Raw genomic sequence first — 21,657 nt, 5'->3', positions numbered from 1 at the left:
TAAAAGATTTAAAAACAAAAAAAGAGCACCGAAGTGCCCTTTTTGCCCAATTGATTACTTGTCGTCTTCATCGTCGACCACTTCGTAGTCGGCATCGACTACATCGTCGTCAGCTTTCGCTTCGTCGCCTTGTGCATCTGCTTGCGCTTGGGCTTGTTTATAAAGTTCTTCCGATACGGATTGGAAAGCCGTTTGAAGGGCTTCGGTCTTGGCCTTAATGGCGTCGATATCGTCCGTATCTTTAACACTCTTCAAGTCTTCGATGGCATCTTCCACCTTTTTCTTGTCGGCGTCGGAGATCTTGCCGTCGACTTCTTTCAGTGCGTTTTCCGAAGCGTAGATGACGGAATCCGCATTGTTTTTAATTTCGATGGCTTCTTTTTTCTTCTTGTCTTCTTCGGCGTGAACTTCGGCTTCGCGAACTTTTTCCTTGATTTCATCTTCCGTCAGGTTGGAGGAAGAGGTAATGGTAATGTGTTGTTCCTTGCCGGTGCCTAAGTCCTTGGCGCTGACGTTGACGATGCCGTTGGCGTCGATGTCGAAGGTGACTTCGATTTGAGGTACGCCGCGGCGTGCCGGTGCGATGCCGTCTAATTGGAAGCGACCCAAGGTCACATTATCTTGTGCCATTTGACGTTCCCCTTGAAGGACGTGAATGTCGACGCTGGTTTGATTGTCGGCGGCCGTCGTAAAGATTTGGCTCTTCTTCGTGGGGATGGTGGTGTTGCGTTCGATTAAGCGAGTGGTGACGCTGCCCATGGTTTCGATCCCTAAGGAAAGGGGCGTAACGTCTAAGAGGAGTAAGTCCTTAACATCGCCGCTCAATACGCCGGCTTGAATGGCGGCACCTAAGGCGACACATTCGTCCGGGTTAATGTCTTTTTGGGGATCCTTGCCGATGAGGTTCTTAACCAAGTTTTGTACGGCGGGGATACGGGTGGAGCCGCCTACCAACAAGACTTTGTCGATATCCGATGCGGAAAGGTTGGCGTCTTTCAACGCCTCCTTAACGGGGTCTTCGGTTTTCTTTACGAGATCGGCGGTTAATTCGTCGAATTTCGCACGAGAAAGGTCCATGTTCAGGTGCAAGGGGCCTTCAGCCGTGGCGGTAATAAAGGGCAGGTTGATGTTGGTGCTCATGGTGGAAGAAAGTTCTTTCTTCGCCTTTTCTGCCGCTTCTTTCAAACGTTGCAAGCTCATGCGGTCGGCCTTTAAGTCGACGCCGTTTTCTTTCTTGAAGCTTTCGGCGATCCAGTCGATGACCTTTTCGTCAAAGTCGTCGCCGCCTAATTTATTGTTGCCGCGCGTGGATTGTACTTCGAAGACGCCGTCGGACAGTTCCAAAATGGACACGTCGAAGGTGCCGCCGCCTAAGTCGTAGATCATAACCATGCTGGAATCCGTGTCCTTGTCTTCGCCGTAAGCGAGAGCAGCTGCCGTCGGTTCGTTGACGATACGCTTAACGTCCAAGCCTGCAATACGTCCGGCGTCTTTCGTCGCTTGACGTTGGGCGTCGGTAAAGTATGCGGGAACGGTGATAACCGCTTCGGTAATGGTTTCGCCTAAATAGCTTTCGGCGTCGGATTTTAATTTTTGTAAAATCATAGCCGAGATTTCTTGGGGCGAGTAATCTTTTCCGTCGATGGTAACTTTGTGATCGCTGCCCATTTCTCTCTTGATGGACGATACGGTTCTGTCCGGGTTGGTGATGGCTTGACGCTTTGCCGTTTCACCGACGAGGCGTTCGCCGTCTTTGGTGAATGCCACGATGGACGGTGTCGTCCGGTTGCCTTCAATGTTGGGAATAATCGTCGATTGTCCGCCTTCCATTACGGCGACGGCGGAGTTCGTTGTACCTAAGTCAATACCAATAATTTTTGCCATGTTGTTTCCTCCTAAAATGTACGTTTTATTAAATCTATATTATTTTGAGACCTTGACCATGCTCGGTCGAATAACGCGATCTTTCAGCTTGTAGCCCTTTTGCAGGACGTCGATGACCACGCCGGATTCCACGCCTTCTTTTTCTTCGGTTAAGACGGCGTGATGTAAATTGGGATCGAAAGGCGCGTTCAACGCCTCGATTTCTACGATGTCGTTTTTCGCCAGCTCTCCTCGGAACTGATCGGCGATCATCTTCATGCCTTCGTAAAACTTTTCGTCCTTCACTTCGTCAATTGCCAGGGCGCGCTCGAAATTGTCCAGTACGGGCAAAATGTCCAGGGCCAATTTTTCCATGCCCAAGAGATGCATCTGCTGCTTTTCTTCGCCGCTGCGTCTGCGGAAGTTACTGTAGTCCGCCTGCAGACGCAGGTAGCGATCTTCCAGTTCCGCCAAGCGCTCATCCGCTTCCGTCACTACGTCCTCGGCACTTTGTGCTTCATCGGTCTCAACGGTTTGTTCCATTTCTTCATTTTCTTCCCGAGGATCCATGTCCTTGGGGTCTTCATTATTTTTTACTACCACTTCTCACCTCAACGTTCTTTCCCAAGTCTTTTCGACAGTGCGTCGGAAAATGCCATTAGGGAATTTGCCGACTTTCTATAATTCATCCGCACCGGTCCGATCAATGCGATTCCGCCTCGATCGGTGCCGTTTATCGGATAGATCCGACTGATTAAGCTGTTGTCCTGCATGCTCTTTTCTTCGTTTTCCTTGCCGATTCGAAACCGTATGGCTTCGTCCGTGGCCATGGGATGAAAGAGCCGCAAAAGATTCGCCTTGTCCCGCACGTAATCCATCATGGATTTCATGCGGCCCGGGTCTTGAAATTCCTCGTAGCGAAACAGATGTCCGACGCCGCTGATGACCACATCCACCTCTTCCACTGCGTGTATGACGCCGGAGAGGATCTCCGTGATTTGAAGGATGAAGCTTTCGTAGCGAAGCAGTTCGCCGGAGAGGACGAACTTCACGCCGTCGATGGCATCGAAGGGCGTGCCTACGAAGGCATCGGACAGGACGCCTGAAACATAGCTCAGCTCCTCTTCGTTCACGCCGAAACCCAGGTCGATCATGCGCTTGACGACGACACCGCGGTCGCCGACGATGAGTAGCATGACCATGTGGTCGTTTACGGGAATGAGATCCAGGTACTGAAGCCTGCGGTCGCTTTTCCTCGGCATCATCATCAGCGCCAGGTTCTCCGTGTAATCGGCCAAGGCCTCCACGGCGGTGGAATAAAAATCCCGCGTGCCGTAAAGCTCCATGGGCATGGCGTCTTCGAAATAGTTCACGAGAGAATTCGGATAGTCGATCTCGGGAATCAATTCGTCAACATAAAATCGATAAGCGCCTTCGGACGGAACGCGCCCGGCGGAAGTATGGGGCTTTTCCAAAAAACCCAAAGCTTCCAAATCGCTCATCTCGTTCCGTATCGTCGCCGATGACACGGCAAGGGACGGTGATTTCGAAATGGTGCGACTGCCGACGGGCACGGGAGAGGCGATGTAGGACTCGATGATCAGATTTAAAATGTCTATTTTTCTCTTGTCCAACAGAAACCTCCCTTCCGCATTAGCACTTTCTCTTGTCGAGTGCTAATCGCTTATGGTTTAAGTATACCACGCTTTTAGCACTTGTCAAGCGTGATTGCTAAAAATAAAAAGATTCCCCTTTTGAAGGCTCGATTCAGGCATTCGTAAAATAATCTGAAGCTTTGAAGTTCGCTGGATCGAGACTTTTTAATTGCCGGCGGCACGTTTAACTGATTTCAAAACAAAATGACCACACCGGGATATTCTTTTACCCTGATGTGGTCATTTTTGTTCTCTCCCATAGGAAGACGCTACGCACCATGCTTCCATGTTTCATGGATGCTTCTTTCAAACAAAAGTCTTTTTGCCTTTAATTATTTGGAAGCATCTCTAATCCCATTCGCTTCCCTATCACCTCGCGAGCCACTATAAAACGACGGCTCTGCGTCCTTTCTTCTCGTCACAGCATCGCCTTAAGCGACGCCAATCCAACCGTATCCCTGAACGGCCATATCGACAAAATGATTCATGAGCAGGGACACTTTGGAATCAAAGGCTGCTTTATCATAGCTTTCGGGAAGATCATTATTCAAAGATAACAAAAACGAATTCGCCTCATCGATGGTGCCGTCAATGTGCCCTATCAGCTGATCGATATCCTTTGCGGGAAACTCCGTTCCAACGGAGACCTTCCAGTACGTCCAAGATGAGATGGTCAGACGCAGGGAGCTCGGAGCCCTTGCCAACAAGAGCCTGAACTCCTGCTGCTTCACCGGAAAAATCAAGTGCCCATATTGCGGCTTCAGCTACATGCACAATCGGCGCACAAAGAACGGACACTGTCAGGAATATTGGAACTGCGGAAGCAAGAAGAAAAAGAAGGTCGGCTAAGGCTGCCCGGTCGGCAGCACAATCAGCAAGAAGACATTAGAAAAGGCCTGCTGCGAAGTCCTCGGCCTTGAGGAGCTTGACTAGGAAGCCTTTCTCGACAAGGTGGATCACATCGAGGTACCGGAAAAATACACGCTGGACTTCTTCCTGAAGGACGGAAACCTCGTCGTCAATCCCAAACAGGCAAAAATCGTCAAACGCATCTATGCGATGTACTTGCAAGGAAAAACCTACCACCTCATTGCAAAGGCTCTGACCGAAGACGGTATCCCGTCGCCTGCAGGAAAACCTCGCTGGAACCCAAGCAACATCAAATCCATCCTTACCAACGAAAAATACAAAGGCGATGCGCTCCTGAAAAGTCCTTTACTACAAACTTTCTTTCCAAAGAGCACCAGATAAACGAAGGCGAAATTCCGCAGTACTACGTGTCCGGAAACCACGAAGCCATCATTGAACCGGAGGTGTGGGATCTCGTACAACGGGAGATGGAACGGCGCAAAAACGAAAAAGGAAGACACAGTGGCGCGAGACTTTTCTCCGGCAATATCTACTGCGGAAAATTCGGAACAAGGCTCGGTTCAAAAGTCTGGCATTCCAACGACAAATACAAGCAGGTCATTTGGCAATGCAACAAGCACTGCAAGAAAAACTCTCCCTGCAAAAACGGCGTGCATCTTACCGATGAGCAGCTAAAAGCCGCCGTTATTTCATCATCTGCTCAAAATAAGAAATGAGCTTATGATATTCTGCCGTCTGTAAATCAAGTTTCTCATATCCATCTTGTTTGATCAGAAGGACCGTCCGGCAGACTTTCAGTAATAGTTCGATGTCATGCGTAATAATCATTGTCGGGCGACCTTTGGCGAGTTCAAAGATAAGCTCGGCGATTTTATCCATGTGCATGTAATCCAAACCGCTGGTCGGCTCATCCAAAATAAGAATTTGCTTTTCACTCAAAAAAGCATTGGCGAGAGCCAGCCTTTGCTTTTGCCCGCCGGATAAGTTTTGCGGATGCTCGCTGCGTTTATTCCAAAGATCAATATGCTTAATGATCCAAGAGACCTCTCTCAAATAAGCATCGCTTATTTTTTTGCCGCTCGCGAGCGCCTCGTTTTCTACGGTATCAAAAAACAACTGGTAGTCTACATCCTGCATCATGTAGTAGGCATTTTTCAGTCGTTCTCGCTGAGTTTTTCCCCATGAAATATTTTGCTTCTTGCCGGCAAGTCCGCAGAGAACACGACCTAAACTGCTTTTTCCGATACCATTTGTGCCGACAATCCCCATGATTTCATCGGAATGTAAGTCAAAGGATAAATTCGAGATGAGTTCTTTTTTGCCTACAGAAACATGAACATCCTTCGCAGAAAAAACACGCTCACCTGTCTTTGTCGTGTTGTGCGGAACAAGTGCGGAAAAGTCGATTGTCCGAAGTCCGAAGTCTTTGCAATCGGAAGTCTTAAGTTCTCCGGCATCAAACTCTTTGATAAAAGTTCCGTCTTTCATGACATAAAGCTTATCGTAGAGTTCTTTCAAAAAATACAGTCGGTGTTCGGCAATGACAATGGTTTTACCTGACGCTTTAAGCAATTTCAGGATGTTTTGCAAATCGCGGATCCCTTCATGATCAAGTGATGCCGAAGGTTCATCAAAGAAAATAATCTTTGTGTCATAAACTAAGGTAGAGGCAATAGCTACCCGCTGTTTTTCTCCGCCGGAAAGTTCATTCAAATTTTTATCCATGAGATGAGCAATGCTCATGTACTCAAAAGCTTTCTTCACCCGTTTTCTCAGTTCCGCCTGCGGCATACCGAGGTTCTCTCCGACAAGGGCGACCTCATCTTCTGCCTTGCGGGTAAAGAATTGATCCGATGGATTTTGAAATACATTGCCGATGACCTTAGCCAAGGTACCCTTCTTAAAATCATGCAGGTTTTGACCCAATAATGTGACTTTACCATCCAGTGTTCCCTCATACTGTTCTGGTATAAGACCGTTTAGCACTCTGGTGAGCGTGGTCTTTCCACAGCCGGAATTACCGGTGAGCACGATGAGTTCTCCTTCGGTAATCATAAAATGAATATCATGCAAAGATGCCTTCTCTGCGCCTTGATAATTGAAGCGCTCAATATTGACTTTCATGATGTCCATAGTGCAACTCCCAAAAGCGCCACGCCGGCAAACAGGCTGATGCCATCTGCGAATTTAAAGCGCATATCATAGTAACTGGTTTTTTCTCCTTCATACTCGATACCTTTGGCAATAATTGAAGAGACGAGCGTTTCGCTGACATGCAGACATTTATAGACCAAAGGAACAAAGTACAGCTCAAAAGTACGGACGGGATGCAAAAGGGAAGCATGAAAGCCACGGATTTTCATACCGTTTCGAATCTCATGCAAGCGCAGGCCAATTTCATCCATAAAACGCAAAGCTGCAATCATGGCTACACTAACGGTGTTGGGCATATGAAGCTTGCGAAAACAGGCTAAGATTTTCGATGGGCTGGTAAGAATCAATACAATGCCAATATTAAAGATCGGTATGAAACGGGCAATGAGTGCAAAAAGTCCTATAAAAATGCCTGTGACATATCCCAAATCAGCGAAGGCCAAAAGATACATCATGCCATAGGAAACAGAAAAAACAATAATCTGTCTAAGAAAGAGACCTGTCGAGGCATTTAAATCAATCAACAACGTCAGAACAAGCACAGCCCAATAGACCGTTTGATTGCCAAAAAAGACCTGGAAGGACACCAGAATCGTAAGCGCGAAGAGCGTAAACGGATGCAGCTGTCCTTCCTCCTTTTTCTTTAGAGCTGATTTCTTTATCATCAGCTAAGTCTGCTTTGTTTACTATTCTTTTCAAAAAACTTGTTATTAATGAAAAGCCCGAAGCGGCCGGCGATAAGCTCCAAAACAATGTTTACCAAAACACAAATCACTATTACATTTCCGGTATAGCTGGCCACCATCATTTGCGCTTGCTCTAAACTCATGCTGCTGACAAAGCGTGCAATGTTTTCGGCACCCAACAACACAACAAATAGAATCGGATGCATGGCGTAAATAAACATTGATGCGCTGAAAGCCATGGCAATACGGTTTTTATTGCTGTAATCACCTACAATCAGTTCAGCTATGATACCGGCAACAACGCAAATCGGTGTTGCAATCCAATAGCCCATTACAATGTATAAGAGACCGATAATCAGCCAAAAGAGAAACGATGCACCTCGCTTTTGCACCTTGCGTGCCATGATGACATAAACCGGCGCGACAAAGAAAGCGCCAAATCCTGCGGATACATAAAGTGAAACCACGCCTAATAGTCCCGTCAGCATACCGATGCCCATAGCCAGAACAAAGCCAATGACTCCAAGCACTGCAATTTGTACCACATTTTTAAGTTTCATAAAATCCTCCTTAAATACTTTTTATATCTTCCAAGACTCAGCCGTTTTCCGAGCCTGAAGGAACCTGGAATAAATACCGTCTTTGGCGGCAAGTTCGTTATGTGTGCCACTCGCCACTACTTTGCCTTCATCAATCACTAAAATTTGATCGGCGTTTTCAACTGTTTTCAAGCGATGAGCAATCATAATGATGGTTTTATCTTTCATTAAGCTGTTCATAGCCTGCTGAAGCTTATCTTCGTTTTCCGGATCGACATTGGCTGTTGCTTCATCGAATATGATGATGGGCGCATCTTTGAGAATGGCTCTTGCAATAGAGATACGCTGTTTTTCACCACCGGAAAGAGATGCACCGCCTTCTCCGATTACCGTTTTATAACCTTCCGGCAGACTCATGATAAAATCATGGCAAGCTGCTTTTTGAGCAGCTTGAACGACTTCTTCGTGCGTGGCATTCATGTTTCCAAATTTGATATTGTTTTCAATGGTGTCTTGGAACAAATAGACGCTTTGGAACACCATAGAGATCTGATCCATCAAAGAGGTCAACGTATAGTCCCGAATATCATGTCCTCCAATTTTGATGCTTCCTGCATTGACATCCCAGAAACGGGCAATTAAATTACAAACCGTTGTTTTCCCGGATCCAGAAGGGCCTACGATGGCCGTGGTTGTTTTTGCAGGAACGGTAAAGCTTACATCACGCAAAATTTCTTTGCTTCCATACGAAAAGTCAATATTTGCTACCTCTATGGAGACTTTTTCCGGACGGATGTCTTCACCATGAATATCCATAACCGGCATCTGTTTTAGGTTTTCTACCTGATCAATAGAACTGGATACCACACGCAAAACAGCCATAGATGAACCGGCGGAATCAATCTGGGCAAAAATCATAAAGGAAATGATAACGGACATCAGAGCATTTTCCGGAAGCATAGTTCCTTGCACGTAAAGGTAAATAGCTACAACGATAATCAAAATGCTAAAGAGCTTTAGCACAAAATCCTGGGCCATATTGTAAGGCGTAAACATTTTTTCAATAGCAAGGTTGGTCTTCTTGTTACGACGAATTGCCGCATGAACCTTTTTATCACCCTTCCCTGTCAGATTAAAGGATTTTATAATGGACATTCCCTTAATCTGTTCAAGGACGGCTTCCACCAGTTCTGCTTGCGCTTCTTGACGTTTCGGTGCAAGATGTGCCGTCTTTTTCTCCATCGCCGAGGTAATCCACAAATAAATCAGTGTACCGACAATAACGATGAGACCGATACGCCAATCCCAGATCAAGGTTATTAAAGTAAACACAAAAGCATTGAGAAAGCCTCCCATAATATTGATCAGCACAACCGGAGCTGTGTTTTCTACATCACCGAGAACCGTAGTAAGCGTTCCTACAATATTACCGGTGTTTGCTTCATCAAAATAGCCCATAGGCACGGTCTTCATTTTGTTTGCGACCGCAAGTCTCTGCCGAGCCACCATGAAGTAGCCGGCATGCGTTTGCTCGAGCTGAGCAAAGTAGTTGGTAAGAGCACGTCCGAAGATGCTGATAAGGAGAAAAAGGAGTGCCAAAAGAGCAGGGTTTATGCCGATATCTTTTCCCAGCATCCCTAAGATGACGAAGTAAACAGCACCAATTTGAAACATATAGAAAATGGCAAAAAGAAAGGAAACGGCGATGGACTTTCTAATATTGCCCTGTTCCTCTCCGGCAAAATGTCCTATTTTTTTCAGTGCGTTCAACATGTTATTTACCTCCTTTCGTGCCTACATGAGCAAGCCACATACTTTGATAGAGCTTTGACTTTTCAAGCAGCTCTTGATGTGTGCCATGATTTTCGATTTTTCCTTCTTCTATGACGAAGATTTGATCGGCTCCCGTGATGGTGGAAAGTCTATGAGCGATTGCGATAACGGTCTTCCCCGCAACAAGTTGTCCCAGTGCTTGCTGCATCAGCACTTCATTCTCGGGATCAATGTATGCTGTTGCTTCGTCCAAAATGACAATCGGGGCATCTTTAAGCATGGCGCGCGCAATAGAAATCCGCTGACGCTCACCTCCGGAAAGATGAGTGCCTCCATCTCCTGCAATCGTGTCATAACCGTTTTCCAGATTCTCAATAAAGTCATGACAGCCCGAGAGCTTCGCAATGTGCTCCACGTCTTCATCCGTAGCACTCAAGCAACCCATGCGAATGTTGTTGCGAATGCTTTCGTTAAAGAGAAAATTATCCTGAGATACAAAGGAAACGCTGTTATAGAGTTGTTCTAAGGGAACCTTTTTCGCATTGATGCCACCGATAGCGATGCTTCCTTTTTCCACATCCCAATAGCCGGCTATCAGTTTTGCTAAGGTCGATTTGCCGCCGCCGGATGGACCTACAAATGCATTAAAGCTCCCGTCTTTTATGCTTAAAGAAACATCATGAATAATTTCTTTGGCATCTTCACCGGGTTCATAGGAAAAAGAAACATGATCGAGAACAATGTCGTGTTTGTTGAACGATATGGGGTGTTTTTCATGCTGCTGCTCTTCGGCAGCTAAGAGCGCATCAATCTGACCTACAACCGTTCCCACCCGAGCCAAACTATCCACAAAATTCATGGCAGCCATCAAAAGGCCCGAAAGGGAGAAAGAGAGGATCACCGTCGTCAAAAATGTGCCTCCGTCCAAACTTCCACTTTGATAAAAAAGATATCCTACCGGCAAAACAGCAAGCAGCGTTGTAGGAAGTATCGATTTAGACAGCGACATTAAGAATTGAACGCTTTTCATCCAGTCGTAGTAGTATTGGGCATTTGCGAGAATTTTCTCGGAAAACTTGTGATAGCTGCTCTCTCCTTGATTGAAAGCTTTAATAACTTCAATGCCTCCGGCATATTCCGCTATAGCGGCATTCATCTGAGCGCTAACCTGGACCGAGCCGGCATATTGCTTGCCGTAGGTTTTCATAATTATACTCATAAAAAACATTCCGATCGGGATGGATGCCAAAGATAACAGTGCCATGCGCCAGTCCAGTGCAATGAGATAAATCAAAATACAGAGCGGCCCCACCATATTTGCCGTCATTTCCGGAAAAAGATGAGCAACCGGACGCTCCAAACTTTCCACCTGATCTACAATGAGCTGCTTCCATTCACCGCCGGGTGTCGCTATTACTTTCCCCAACGAGAGTTTTGGAAGCTTGTGCAGCATTTTTTCGCGCAGTTCCTGTAAAAGTTCAAAAGTGGCTTTATGGGAAACGGAAAGCGACAGTGAATATAGAACGGATTTCACGGCATAGCCTAAAAGTCCAACAACGCAGGCTTTCATATAAGCACTGAAGTCTGTCATACCATTGAATAAGTTTGTCAGAACCTGTCCCGCAGCCACGTAGGGAACGATACCACCTAAAACTCCAAGTACCGCAAGACTCACAGAGAGTTTTAGTCCGGCGTGCTGACTGGCAGCCAGTTCCCACAGACGCTTTATGGGACTTTGTTTTTTCATGTTTTTACCTCCTCACGATCACATATAAAGCAAATTAGATAACTAAGTCATCTCTTGGATAAAAAAATATAGAGCTATGGGCTGCGGTACTTTTCCCAACCCGCATTGAAAAAATTAGACATCGTCTTTGTCATACTGAGAAGCTGTTCTTTATCGGATGCGTGTACAACGAGTTCAGAGATGGCGTTGAAAAATGCATGATTGATGATATGGACACTTTGCTTGGTCATAATGGAATCCGCATTTTCTTTCCCATGGATCATCTCTAAAATCGACCAGTCATTACGATCCTCAATTACGATGAGTTTATCTAAGAAATGCTCATACTTTGTGCCATAGGATTTAAAAATAAGAAGCTCAAAGATATCTTTATGTTCATAGAAAAACTCAACACTTTTAAGCGTCCCTTCTTGTTTGAGTTCAAGAACTTTTAAGATTTTTTCTTTGGGCACAGGAAACTCCGTGCCGTAGGTGGAAAAACTTTCTTTTTCGTAGTAGTTATAAATTTCATTGATCTTATCTGCTAAAGGCTCTACCAACTTTGCAAACAAATCTTCCTTATCTGTAAAATGCTTATAGAAAGCTCCTGTTGTCACGCCAGCTGATTTACAAATTCTTCTTATATTTGCTTTTTCATAGCCTTCCTCCAAGAAGGCATCCAGACCACTCTTTAGTATGTTGGCATGAGTTTCTTCAAAATTACCTGTAGTCATAGATCCTCCCATCAAAAATAGTTCTTGTTTAGATAACTAAGTTATCTAAACATTACACCCAACTGTTGCTATCTGTCAAGAGAAATATTTTTACGTCAATAATTATGATCAGAAGAAGGCCTGGTTTTATATGATCGTGATGCTATTTGCCCTATCGAATTGTTTTCATACCCCCATACCTATTTTTCGTACTCCTGAGTATGAGTTTCGTACCCTAAGCGACTGTGCCGTTAAAATGTATCAAATATGTTGTTATGTTCTCATGAAATAATATCAATGCGTACAGACACTAGATCTTAAATCTATTTAGGTGGATTGTTAGTACTAAAAACTGGGATTTATTAGACTGTTCTAACAATCACACGAACACAAAATTACTGTTGCTTAGCTTTCTTTCTATTTATCAATTCTGCGAAAACAGAAATAATGTTCATTACAAAAATGGTACCTATCCAAATAATCCACAGATTGTTTGTTGCTCCACCGCCAGCATCTAATCCACTTGTTTGGAACAAACACCCAATAGCAAAGCCGAGTGGATATGAAATCGCAGAGATAAGAGGTACTATTTTAACTTTAGTGAAACAGAGGACTATCAACTCTACAGCGATAAGTAAGCCTAGTACAAGTGGCAATTGTTTCATTCCGTGTATTCCGAATACGGCATACCTAACAACAGTAAATGATAAGATTAGAATAAGTAACGAGACCACACTAATCTTGTTAAATTTTTTCATACTCATTATCTCCACAAATTCTAATTTGTTTTATTCTTTCATTCATTCCCTCAATTGCTCTAATAGCAACTGCTGCTAATAGTTGCAATCCATACGGACTAACCAAGAAACCAATAATTAACGCCTGTATACATGTTGTTGTATCTCTTTGAACAAAACCTGCTGTTGCACCTATGATACAAAAAAGCATCAAAATATAAAGTATTGTTGTTCCAATGCCGTGTACAAATTTTATAAAGGCTGTTTGTCACTGATAAAAATATAGATACAGGAAAAAGTATAATTTTCAAAACTATTCTCAAGTTTTTCTCCGTTACCCTGATGTAAAGTGCTTGTTGCCTTCCCTTTCAAAGCATCGTTTCATTCACATAAAACGCTCCGTCTATTTTCTTCCTCCCTTTTTAAAAAGGGAACTCATTTTTATAAGCGAAAGAAATCTACTTCCACTCGATTGGCCAGGTCCCTTCCCTTGTTCGTTAAAGCCACGCGGCCGTTTGTTATGGCGAGGAGGCCGTCGTTCACATTTTTTTTGATGGCTTCTTTATGCATGTCCATAAACCGCTGCCCCGAGGGCAAGATGGCATCGAAAGGGATGCCATCGTTGAGCCGAAGGCCCAGCATGGTGTATTCGTTGTCTTGATCCATGGGCGAAAGCACTTCTTCCTCCTCAATAGGCGCACGGCCTTCGCGTAGGGTCTCTTTATAGGATGAAAGATTTTGCTCATTTCTGTAGCGTCTGCCGCATAAGTGGCCGCTGGCGGCGGGGCCCAGGCCCAGGTACTCGCCTAAGTGCCAGTAATTTAAATTATGAGCGCATGGGTGGCCGCCCTTTTCGAAATTGGAAATTTCATACTGCCTATAGCTCATGGCGGCTAGGCCCCCCTCGTAAGCGTGGACGTGGATGCGGTCAGCTTCCTCTCGTTCCTCCACGCTCTTTCCGTAGCGGCGATCAAAGGCCGTGCCCGGCTCCACGATTAAGCTGTAGAGGCTCACGTGCTCGGGATTCAACTTTTCGATCATGGCGAGGCTCGCCTCCACATCTTCCATGCTCTCTTCCGGCACCGATGAAATAAAATCCAGATTGATATTTTTCGCCCCGCCTTCCCGCAAATGGTAGAAGGCGTCCTCGGCGGTCTTTACGTCGTGAATGCGGCCCATAATATTTAACAGCTTGTCCGATGCGCTTTGCACCCCCATGCTAAAGCGATTGAAGCCGGCGTCGATTAAGGCGGCCACGTCGAGATGAAGGACGCTTTCTGGATTGCCCTCCATGGTGATTTCCTTTGCCTCGCCAAAATAAGGACGCAGTTTTTCCATGATGCGCAGGAGGCGATCCGTGCCCAAGAGCGAGGGGGTTCCGCCGCCGAAAAAGACCGTGGTCACATCTCGTGTGGCCAATATGTCTTTGTACAGATCGATTTCTTTAAGGAGACTTTCCACATAGTCGTCGAAATCCCCGTCGTCTTTCTTCGCCAGGGAATAAAAATCGCAGTAGTCGCACTTTTTTTCGCAAAAGGGCACGTGGATGTAAATGCCCATGGGCTTTTTCATAGAACCTCCGAAAAAAACGGACCCCTTCAGGTCCGTCTTCCTTATTTGTCTTCGTCGTATTTGAGTACGGCAAGGAATGCTTCTTGGGGCACTTCCACATTGCCGATGGAGCGCATGCGCTTCTTTCCTTCCTTTTGTTTTTCCAAGAGTTTCCGCTTCCGGGAAATGTCGCCGCCGTAGCACTTGGCCAAGACGTCTTTCCTGACGGCGCGAATAGTTTCTCTGGCAATGATCTTCGAGCCGATGGCCGCTTGAATGGGCACGGCAAATTGATGGCGGGGAATGACGCCGGTGAGGCGCTCGCAAATCTTTCTGCCCCGCTCATAGGCCTTTTCCTTATGCACGATAAGAGAGAAGGCGTCCACCAGTTCCCCGTTGATGAGGATGTCCATCTTCACCAGATCCCCGGGCTCGTAGCCGATGAGCTCGTAGTCGTAGGACGCGTAGCCTCGTGTCTTGCTCTTTAAGGCGTCGAAGAAATCGTAGATGACTTCGTTTAAGGGAAGCTCGTAGGTAATCATGACCCGCGTCTCTTCCAAATAGTCCATACTGATGTAGCGACCCCGGCGCTCTTGGCACAGCTCCATAATGGTGCCCACGTAATCGGTGGGGGACATGATTTCCGCCCGCACGAAGGGCTCTTCCATCATTTCGATGGAAGTGGGATCGGGAAGGTTCGACGGGTTTTGAATCTCTTCCATCCCTCCGTCCACGGTGTGCACCCGGTAGATAACCGAGGGCGCCGTGGTGATAATGTCCAGATCGAATTCCCGCTCCAGCCGCTCTTGAATGATCTCCATGTGTAAGAGACCCAAAAAGCCGCAGCGGAAGCCGAAGCCCAGGGCCACGGAGGTTTCCGCGTCGAATACCAGGGCCGCATCGTTGACCTGCAGCTTTTCCAGCGCGTCCCGCACGTCGGTGTAGGATTCCCCTTCGGCGGGATAGATGCCGGAGTAGACCATGGGCACGACTTTTTTGTAGCCGGGCAGGGCTTCCTTCGGCGGATTCTTCGGATCGAAAATGGTGTCGCCGACTCGGGCCTCTTTGACGTTTTTAATGCTGGCCGTCAAATAGCCGACGTCGCCGGCGCTTAATTCTTTCAGGGGAATGTTTCCGTTGGCATTGACGCCCACTTCCACCACTTCAAATTCCTTGCCTGTGGCCCACATTTTAATTTTGTCTCCGGCCTTCACCGTGCCGTCGAAAATGCGAATGTAGCAGACCACGCCGCGATAGCTGTCGTAGATGGAGTCGAAGATCAGCGCCTTTAAGGGGCTCTTCGCGTCGCCGGAAGGTGCCGGCACCTGATCGATAATGGCATCCAAGACGTCGTCGATGCCCACGCCGTTTTTCGCGCTGATTAAGGGAGCGTCCTCCGTGTCCAGGCCGATAATGTCTTCGATTTCTTTTTTGACTTCGTCCACTCGCGCCGAAGGCAGGTCGATTTTGTTGATGACCGGCACCAGCTCCAGATCCTGATCCAGAGCCAGGTACACATTGGCCAGGGTCTGCGCCTCCACGCCCTGGGTGCAGTCCACCACCAAAAGCGCCCCTTCACAGGCCGCCAGAGAGCGGGAGACCTCGTAGTTAAAGTCCACGTGGCCGGGAGTGTCGATAAGATTTAAAATATACTCCTCGCCGTCTCGTTCGTGTACGAGGCGCACGGCCTTGAGCTTAATGGTAATGCCCCGCTCTTTTTCCAGCGCCATGGAGTCCAATACCTGAGAATCCATTTCCCGCTCCGTGAGCATGCCCGTCTTTTCTATGAGCCGGTCGGCCAATGTACTTTTGCCGTGATCGATATGGGCGATAATGGAGAAATTGCGAATATTTTTTTGACGATCGGTCATAGTGCCTCCTTTATACGTCCATTAGTGAGAAAATACCGTAAATTTCGAAAATGGATAGTAACGCAGCGCCGCCCGGGAGCGAATGTGTTTCTTTTCCACGGGACCGAAATAGCGGCTGTCGATGGACATGCCCTCTTGGCGATTGTCTCCCATGACGAAAAATTCGCCGTCCTTAATGTCCCAGGTGTTTCCATCGTAGGTGCCCGTGGCGACTCCCGGATGGGTGTAATTTTCCTTCAGCGCCACGCCGTTGACGTGGACCTTGCCGTCGGAAATTTCGATGTGGTCCCCGGGCAGGCCGATGACGCGCTTGACGTATTCCTTTCCCGATTCGTCCGGCGCATCGATGATCACGATATCGCCCCGCTTGGGATCGGAAAAGTAATTGGGGAAGACGAGACAAATCATCCGTTCCCGCTCGTGCAATGTGGGTTCCATACTTTGGCCGATGACCATGGTGGTGTTAAAGATGAAATGGCGGATGACTACGGCCAATACCACCGCCATAATTATTATTTTAATCATTTCAACCGCCGTGGAAGACGATGTTCCTTTTCCCTTCAAAATGTTCCCCTTTCTTGAATCTGACTATTCATTTTACCACAAACAAAATTTTTCTACATCTTTTATGAACTTCCTTCCTCCCTTTCTTGCAAAAGTAGAGACCATGTGGTAAAATTCTACAAGTTAAGGTATCCGAAGGGATAAAATCACAGTCGGAGGTGAATCATGGCAAATATTAAATCCGCTATTAAGCGTATCGGCACAACCAAGAAAGAAACGTTGCGCAATAAATCCGTTAAAACCGGCATCAAGACTTCCGTTCGCAAGTTCGAAGAAGCGCTCGATAAAGGTGACATCGACGAAGCGAGAGCTCTCCTCCGCACTGTCGATAAGAAACTTAAAAAAGCGGCATCGAAGAATGTTATTCATAAAAATGCGGCCGATCGTCGCATGAGCCGTTTAACCCAAAAATTAAATCGCGCCAACTAAAACAAAAACTGAAAACAGCTGTTTTCAGTTTTTTTCATGCCCTTATTTAATTAGTCACGGAGCATCCCGAGAAGCAAAGTCTCCAGCACGTCGCGGTCCGCGACGGAGCTGCTCTTCATGCGAAGCTCTTCGTCTAAAATCAATCGGTAATGCCGCCTCAGCTGCTCTTTTGTATAAGCGCCGCTCTGTGCGGCTATTTTTTTGCCCTCGTAGGGCTTCACGCCCATGAAGCGAAAGATATCCGCATCGCTTCTGCCCGTCTCCCTCATGGTCTTGTAATACATAAGATTGCCCGTCTGCCGCGCGATCATGTATAAAATGCGTCCGGCGGGCTCTTCCTTGGCTTCAAATTCGTCTAAGAGCTTTAAAATCGTCGCCCCGTCTTTTCGCCCGATGGCGGCGAGAAGATCGAAGATGGTGTCCGCGGAAAAGGGATCCAAAAAGGCGTCCACCGCCTCCGTGGTTACTTCCCCTTCCGACACGCTGGCGATTTGATCTAAAGTGTTCACGAGGCCCTGAAGATCTCCTTCAAACTGCCTGTCGCCGTAGCCGGAAAGGCGAATGAAATGCTCCAGCACATCGGGTCGTATGCGGCGATTCTGCTTCGCCAAATAGCCGGCGAGAAAATTTCGCAGCACCCGCCCCGTGAGCCGCTCCATGGAAATGACCCGATGGGCCTTGTCGAAGCGCTTGTAAAGTTTCTGGGTCTTTTTTATGCTCGTCTCCGTCTCCATTAGAAGGAGCACGGTGGTGTCGGGTATGTGAAAGACCTCCTCTAAAAAGCGATCCAGATCGGGGTCGGTGCATAAGAGCCCGGCGTCTTTTACGACGACGATGCGCTTTTCCGACATAAAGGGCAGAGTGTTGGCCTTGGCCAAAATCTCCCCCACGTCCCCCGATGCCACGTCGTAATTTAAATCCCGAGTGGCGGGATCCAGGTATCTGTTTTCTATTTGCTTTCTCTTCTCGCCCATACCGAATTTTTCCGGTCCGTGAAGAAGATAGGCTCCTTTATAATCCACTGATTCCATAAATCGTCTCTTTCCTTAAAATAATTTGCGCCTAATTTCGTCATATAAACCAAGCCTAACAGGTTGGCGGCAAAAAAGATACATTGCCCCGCAGTCAGGCGCCACGGTTTGTAAACGGAGACCCGCACCTTCCCCTTTTTAAAGTTCATGGTAAGGGCGCCGTCTTTCGTCTGCACATAGGGGATGTGACGGACTTTTAAGCGGTCCAACACCTCTCTGTGAGGGTGACCATAGGAATTATTCTCCCCCGCCGATATAAGGGCCAGGCGAGGCCCTGTGGCGTCGAGAAATTCCTCCGAGCTCGACGTCTTGGACCCGTGGTGGCCGAGTTTGATGATTTCCTCTTTATGCTTGAGATCCGTCAGAAGCATTTTTTCCTGTTCGCTCGGCAAGTCGCCGAGAAAAAGCATGTGACAACCGCCGGAGGCCAGCTCCATGACCATGGACAGGGCGTTTTCTTCCTCCCCATAGGGCGGAAAGACCTGCATCTCCCAGCCCTTCATGGCGAACTTGCCTTGGATCTGGCGAATCCGCCCGGCCTTTTCTTCGATTTCGTCGTGCATAGCCCGGTCTTCGTCGCTTCCCGGCGCCGGCGCGAAGATAGCTTTGATCTTAAAGCTCTTCGCCAAAGTGCTAACGCCGCCGCAATGGTCCGCGTCGTAGTGGGAAAGAAAAATCCCGTCCAAGCTATTCACGCCCTTGGTCCGCAAAAAGGGCACCACGTATCGGGCCGTGGGATCGGCGCCGAAGCGGCTGCCGCCCGTGTCGATGAGCCCGCGAAAATCCTTCGCCTCCACATAGGCGCAGTCCCCCTGCCCCACATAGAGCTGGGTCACGGACAGATCGGGCGCGGTCATGCGGCCCCAGGCGAGAATCACGAGGCCCACGAGGGCCGCCTGCAGCAAAAGCAAACGCCCCGCCTTTAGACGAAGGCGGCCGTAGGGAAAGTAGAGGGCGAAGTGAAGCACCAGGTAATAGGCGCAGGCCTCCGCCACGTTAAATGTGGGCAGCACCCAATTCAACGGCGCCATGGCCATGTGCCGCATGAGAAAGAGAAAGGGAACGAAGATCCAATGGGTGACGATGGCCGCCCCCGCCGCCACCGGCCCAAAAACAACAGACAGCAGGCTGACGGCGACGCCGCCGTAGAGGATGGCCGCCGCCAAAGGCAGAAGCAGCACATTGGCGAAGAGGCCCATGATCGAAATGCGGCCCGCGGTATATAAAAGCAGGGGCGCAATGGCCAGGGTGACGCCCATGGACACGCCCAGTGCCTTTGCCGCAGGTTCTCTCGTCGAGCCGAAATAGGGCAGCTTGGGATAGATATTTAAAATGCCGTAGACGGAAAAAAAGCTGAACAGAAAGCCCAGGCGGTAGATGTAAAAGGGATTGATGGCGAGAAAGACCGCGGCGCTGAAGCCCAAGGCGTAATTGGGATCCACGGGATGGGCCATTCGCTTGCCCGCGTCGGTAAAGAGAAGGGACAGCCACACCCGCATGCCGCCGACGGGAAAGCCCGTGAGAAAAAGATAGAGGAGCAGAATCCAGTGAAGGAAAATCTTCCGGAGATCATATGGCAGGGGCAGCTTCTTTAAGCCCGCCGACAAAATAGCGAGAATGAGCCCGATATGTAGGCCGGAGATGGACAGAATGTGAATCACATTCAGGCTGCGAAAATCCTCCAGGCCTTCCCAGTCGGCGTCGTTGCCGAAGAGCATGGCAGACAAGAGCTTCGCCTCTTTCGGCGGAAAGTATTTCTCGGTAACTTTTCTTCCGAAATTCCGAAAGCTTCCCCGCAGCCCATACATTTTTTCTGTGAAGGTGTGGCCTTTCGGAAGTACTTCCTCTTTCGTCGGGCGCAAGGTTCTGTCGATGCCGTGAGATAGGCTGTAGTGAAGGCCGTCGAAGCCGCCGGGATTTCTCGGCCGCTCCGGCTTCATGCTGCGCCCCCGCACCGTCATCATCGTGCCCAAGCTCGGATTCGCCTCGGAAAAGACCCGCACCTTCTTAAAAGGGCTCACGTGCAATTCGTAATAATTTTCTTTCGAGGCCGACACCACGCCTCGGGCGGAAATCCGCTCGCCGGAAACATCCGCCCCTTGCAGGGACGATGCGGCGAAGATAAAGACGAGGAGGATCGCCAAGGGATAGAGGGCGTCGGTCTTCTTTCTCCACAGAAACAAGGCGAAGGACGTGAGGATGAAAACCGGGGCAGCAAAAGAAAGGGGCAGCCGCTCCGCCAGGAAGCAGCCCCCGCCCATACAAAGGCATAAGAGAAACCAAACTTGTCTCATAACCACCCGCCCTCATAAATCCGGAATATGATAAAATAGGGTAAGACTCGATCAAAAGTTAAAGGAGGCGTCTATGGCCCGCTATGAAAGGGAACCCTATCGTAAATCCATGAAAATAACCGTTCCCGAAACCGTAAAAAGTAAAGGCTACCACTATTTTTTATTAGAAGACAGCATCGTTGCCCCGCCTGCGGAAGGCTACTACACCGGCGATAAAATCTTTATCGACGGCAAAGAAGCGGAATACTCCGTGGAAGACGGCCGCATCCAATGCAAAATGGCCGCCGTTGAAAGCGGAAAAGAGGTGGAACTTTCCATCGACTGGTCTCACCGTCTGCAGGGCATGCAAAATAATATTGCCCGCATTCTCTTTACCTGCGCCCTAGAGTCCCTTCTCCACACGAAAATCCTCTCGGGCTCCACGGAAGAGAGCTGCTATCTCGTCGTCGATGCCGCTGACATCGGCTTCGTGTCCCTTGAAAAAATAGAAAACTACGTTAATCATCTTATCGAATCCAATCTGCCGATTCAAGAAGAAAAGGACGAGGTCACCATTCCTTCCATGGACAAGGTTCACAGCGTGGGGCCCCTTCTGAAAAGCACCGGCGAGGTGGCCCTCTTTGCCGTTCAAAAAATCGAAAAGGTCGAAGAGGGACTGAAGCTCACCTTCGTCTGCGGCAAGGAAGCCTTGGAGGATTACAGAAACCACCGCTACCTGACAAAGAATCTGTCCATGTATTTAAAAGAAAATACCACTCAGGGCATTTGGCAGGCGGTGAAAAAGCTTCAGGGCAAAATCGACGAGCAAAAGAAAAAAATCGACGCTCTGGAAGAAGCCATGGGCAAGGAAGATGTGGAAGAATTTATGGCCAAGCGCCGCACCGTGGAAGGCGTGGGCTACATTTACACCACCCTTGAAAATATTAATTTCAAAAACTTCAAGCACATGTCCGCCGCCATTCAGAAAAAGGCGAAGACCGTGCAGATCTACGGCATCCCCAACGGCAACGAAGCCCAGATCCACGTCATTCGAAGTGCCGATGTGTCCGTGGATTTAAAAGACATTATGGACCGCGTGGCCGGCGAAAAAGAAGGCACGGGAAATATGTATCACGTCCAGGTCAATGTGCCCCGGGCGCAAATGGAACAGATCATGGAAGCCTTTTTAATCGCCATTCAAAAGAGTTTAGCATAAAGAGAA

At 48.0% G+C, this 21,657-nt stretch carries 21 protein-coding genes; 4 read left to right on the top strand and 17 right to left on the bottom strand.

The annotated features are described in order from the left end of the window. Positions 1-54: 54 nt before the first annotated feature. The 4 genes from dnaK to BN7444_RS06600 form a co-directional block, all read right to left on the bottom strand. Positions 55-1,884, bottom strand: a complete 1,830-nt coding sequence (gene dnaK / locus BN7444_RS06615) for a molecular chaperone DnaK (RefSeq protein WP_068457458.1) — start codon at positions 1,882-1,884, stop codon at positions 55-57. A 39-nt stretch (positions 1,885-1,923) separates the two neighbouring features. Next, positions 1,924-2,466 (bottom strand): nucleotide exchange factor GrpE, encoded by a 543-nt coding sequence (grpE, locus tag BN7444_RS06610; protein ID WP_068457456.1) that lies wholly within the window; start codon positions 2,464-2,466, stop codon positions 1,924-1,926. 8 nt (positions 2,467-2,474) lie between these two features. Next, a complete protein-coding gene (gene hrcA, locus BN7444_RS06605) occupies positions 2,475-3,497 on the bottom strand; it encodes a heat-inducible transcriptional repressor HrcA (RefSeq protein WP_068457454.1) in 1,023 nt (340 codons plus the stop codon). 452 nt (positions 3,498-3,949) lie between these two features. Next, positions 3,950-4,225, bottom strand: a complete 276-nt coding sequence (locus BN7444_RS06600; RefSeq protein ID WP_068457451.1) for a hypothetical protein — start codon at positions 4,223-4,225, stop codon at positions 3,950-3,952. 244 nt (positions 4,226-4,469) lie between these two features. Here BN7444_RS06600 and BN7444_RS09430 point away from each other — a divergent pair, with 244 nt between their 5' ends. Then, complete coding sequence (locus BN7444_RS09430) at positions 4,470-4,769, top strand: recombinase family protein (RefSeq protein WP_068457449.1); 300 nt, start codon at positions 4,470-4,472, stop codon at positions 4,767-4,769. 26 nt (positions 4,770-4,795) lie between these two features. Further along, positions 4,796-5,104 (top strand): recombinase zinc beta ribbon domain-containing protein, encoded by a 309-nt coding sequence (locus BN7444_RS09425; protein WP_068457446.1) that lies wholly within the window; start codon positions 4,796-4,798, stop codon positions 5,102-5,104. Here the strand turns inward: BN7444_RS09425 and BN7444_RS06585 are convergent. The 11 genes from BN7444_RS06585 to lepB form a co-directional block, all read right to left on the bottom strand. Next, positions 5,073-6,521, bottom strand: coding sequence for an ABC transporter ATP-binding protein (locus tag BN7444_RS06585; RefSeq protein ID WP_068457443.1), 1,449 nt, complete (start codon positions 6,519-6,521; stop codon positions 5,073-5,075). The genes BN7444_RS09425 and BN7444_RS06585 overlap by 32 nt on opposite strands. Next, positions 6,509-7,207, bottom strand: coding sequence for an energy-coupling factor transporter transmembrane component T family protein (locus BN7444_RS06580; RefSeq protein ID WP_068457440.1), 699 nt, complete (start codon positions 7,205-7,207; stop codon positions 6,509-6,511). Before BN7444_RS06580 ends, BN7444_RS06585 begins: the two co-directional genes overlap by 13 nt. Beyond that, positions 7,207-7,788, bottom strand: a complete 582-nt coding sequence (locus BN7444_RS06575; RefSeq protein ID WP_068457437.1) for an MptD family putative ECF transporter S component — start codon at positions 7,786-7,788, stop codon at positions 7,207-7,209. Before BN7444_RS06575 ends, BN7444_RS06580 begins: the two co-directional genes overlap by 1 nt. Before the next feature lie 21 nt (positions 7,789-7,809). Further along, complete coding sequence (locus tag BN7444_RS06570; protein WP_068457435.1) at positions 7,810-9,540, bottom strand: ABC transporter ATP-binding protein; 1,731 nt, start codon at positions 9,538-9,540, stop codon at positions 7,810-7,812. A 1-nt stretch (position 9,541) separates the two neighbouring features. After that, a complete protein-coding gene (locus BN7444_RS06565) occupies positions 9,542-11,287 on the bottom strand; it encodes an ABC transporter ATP-binding protein (RefSeq protein WP_068457432.1) in 1,746 nt (581 codons plus the stop codon). 74 nt (positions 11,288-11,361) lie between these two features. Continuing rightward, on the bottom strand, positions 11,362-12,000 hold the full coding sequence (locus BN7444_RS06560; RefSeq protein ID WP_068457430.1) for a TetR/AcrR family transcriptional regulator: 639 nt from the start codon (positions 11,998-12,000) through the stop codon (positions 11,362-11,364). Positions 12,001-12,374: 374 nt separating this feature from the next. After that, a complete protein-coding gene (locus BN7444_RS06555; RefSeq protein ID WP_068457421.1) occupies positions 12,375-12,737 on the bottom strand; it encodes a hypothetical protein in 363 nt (120 codons plus the stop codon). After that, positions 12,724-12,942, bottom strand: coding sequence for a CD1845 family protein (locus BN7444_RS09530; RefSeq protein WP_470381991.1), 219 nt, complete (start codon positions 12,940-12,942; stop codon positions 12,724-12,726). Before BN7444_RS09530 ends, BN7444_RS06555 begins: the two co-directional genes overlap by 14 nt. 215 nt (positions 12,943-13,157) lie before the next feature. After that, positions 13,158-14,288 (bottom strand): radical SAM family heme chaperone HemW, encoded by a 1,131-nt coding sequence (gene hemW / locus BN7444_RS06550; protein WP_068457418.1) that lies wholly within the window; start codon positions 14,286-14,288, stop codon positions 13,158-13,160. Between the two features lie 41 nt (positions 14,289-14,329). Next, complete coding sequence (lepA, locus tag BN7444_RS06545; RefSeq protein ID WP_068457416.1) at positions 14,330-16,138, bottom strand: translation elongation factor 4; 1,809 nt, start codon at positions 16,136-16,138, stop codon at positions 14,330-14,332. A 21-nt stretch (positions 16,139-16,159) separates the two neighbouring features. Continuing rightward, positions 16,160-16,663 carry a signal peptidase I gene (gene lepB / locus BN7444_RS06540; protein ID WP_068457414.1) on the bottom strand — a complete coding sequence of 168 codons (504 nt, stop codon included), beginning with the start codon at positions 16,661-16,663 and terminating at the stop codon, positions 16,160-16,162. Between the two features lie 204 nt (positions 16,664-16,867). On the opposite strand from lepB, the gene rpsT reads away from it, so the two are divergent. Further along, on the top strand, positions 16,868-17,131 hold the full coding sequence (gene rpsT / locus BN7444_RS06535) for a 30S ribosomal protein S20 (RefSeq protein WP_068457412.1): 264 nt from the start codon (positions 16,868-16,870) through the stop codon (positions 17,129-17,131). A gap of 50 nt (positions 17,132-17,181) precedes the next feature. On the opposite strand, the gene holA is transcribed toward rpsT, so the two are convergent. Further along, a complete protein-coding gene (holA, locus tag BN7444_RS06530) occupies positions 17,182-18,162 on the bottom strand; it encodes a DNA polymerase III subunit delta (protein ID WP_082941301.1) in 981 nt (326 codons plus the stop codon). Continuing rightward, a complete protein-coding gene (locus BN7444_RS06525) occupies positions 18,081-20,456 on the bottom strand; it encodes a DNA internalization-related competence protein ComEC/Rec2 (protein ID WP_082941300.1) in 2,376 nt (791 codons plus the stop codon). Before BN7444_RS06525 ends, holA begins: the two co-directional genes overlap by 82 nt. Before the next feature lie 73 nt (positions 20,457-20,529). On the opposite strand from BN7444_RS06525, the gene BN7444_RS06520 reads away from it, so the two are divergent. After that, positions 20,530-21,651, top strand: coding sequence for an alanyl-tRNA editing protein (locus BN7444_RS06520; RefSeq protein WP_068457402.1), 1,122 nt, complete (start codon positions 20,530-20,532; stop codon positions 21,649-21,651). Positions 21,652-21,657 lie beyond the last annotated feature (6 nt).

The organism is Peptoniphilus pacaensis (assembly GCF_900088125.1).
GTDB classification, from domain to species: domain Bacteria; phylum Bacillota; class Clostridia; order Tissierellales; family Peptoniphilaceae; genus Aedoeadaptatus; species Aedoeadaptatus pacaensis.
Note: the sequence above shows the minus strand (reverse complement) of the source record. Positions and strands in the feature narration are given on the sequence as shown.

Excerpts from the sequence above, each read along its gene's own strand:
- BN7444_RS06580 (WP_068457440.1), bottom strand. The coding sequence starts at position 7,207 with ATGATAAAGAAATCAGCTCTAAAGAAAAAGGAGGAAGGACAGCTGCAT.
- holA (WP_082941301.1), bottom strand. The coding sequence starts at position 18,162 with ATGGAATCAGTGGATTATAAAGGAGCCTATCTTCTTCACGGACCGGAA.
- hemW (WP_068457418.1), bottom strand. The coding sequence starts at position 14,288 with ATGAAAAAGCCCATGGGCATTTACATCCACGTGCCCTTTTGCGAAAAA.
- lepA (WP_068457416.1), bottom strand. The coding sequence starts at position 16,138 with ATGACCGATCGTCAAAAAAATATTCGCAATTTCTCCATTATCGCCCAT.
- BN7444_RS06555 (WP_068457421.1), bottom strand. The coding sequence starts at position 12,737 with ATGAAAAAATTTAACAAGATTAGTGTGGTCTCGTTACTTATTCTAATC.
- BN7444_RS06560 (WP_068457430.1), bottom strand. The coding sequence starts at position 12,000 with ATGACTACAGGTAATTTTGAAGAAACTCATGCCAACATACTAAAGAGT.
- lepB (WP_068457414.1), bottom strand. The coding sequence starts at position 16,663 with ATGATTAAAATAATAATTATGGCGGTGGTATTGGCCGTAGTCATCCGC.
- BN7444_RS06525 (WP_082941300.1), bottom strand. The coding sequence starts at position 20,456 with ATGAGACAAGTTTGGTTTCTCTTATGCCTTTGTATGGGCGGGGGCTGC.
- BN7444_RS06565 (WP_068457432.1), bottom strand. The coding sequence starts at position 11,287 with ATGAAAAAACAAAGTCCCATAAAGCGTCTGTGGGAACTGGCTGCCAGT.
- BN7444_RS06520 (WP_068457402.1), top strand. The coding sequence starts at position 20,530 with ATGGCCCGCTATGAAAGGGAACCCTATCGTAAATCCATGAAAATAACC.
- rpsT (WP_068457412.1), top strand. The coding sequence starts at position 16,868 with ATGGCAAATATTAAATCCGCTATTAAGCGTATCGGCACAACCAAGAAA.
- BN7444_RS06575 (WP_068457437.1), bottom strand. The coding sequence starts at position 7,788 with ATGAAACTTAAAAATGTGGTACAAATTGCAGTGCTTGGAGTCATTGGC.
- BN7444_RS06570 (WP_068457435.1), bottom strand. The coding sequence starts at position 9,540 with ATGTTGAACGCACTGAAAAAAATAGGACATTTTGCCGGAGAGGAACAG.
- BN7444_RS06585 (WP_068457443.1), bottom strand. The coding sequence starts at position 6,521 with ATGGACATCATGAAAGTCAATATTGAGCGCTTCAATTATCAAGGCGCA.
- dnaK (WP_068457458.1), bottom strand. The coding sequence starts at position 1,884 with ATGGCAAAAATTATTGGTATTGACTTAGGTACAACGAACTCCGCCGTC.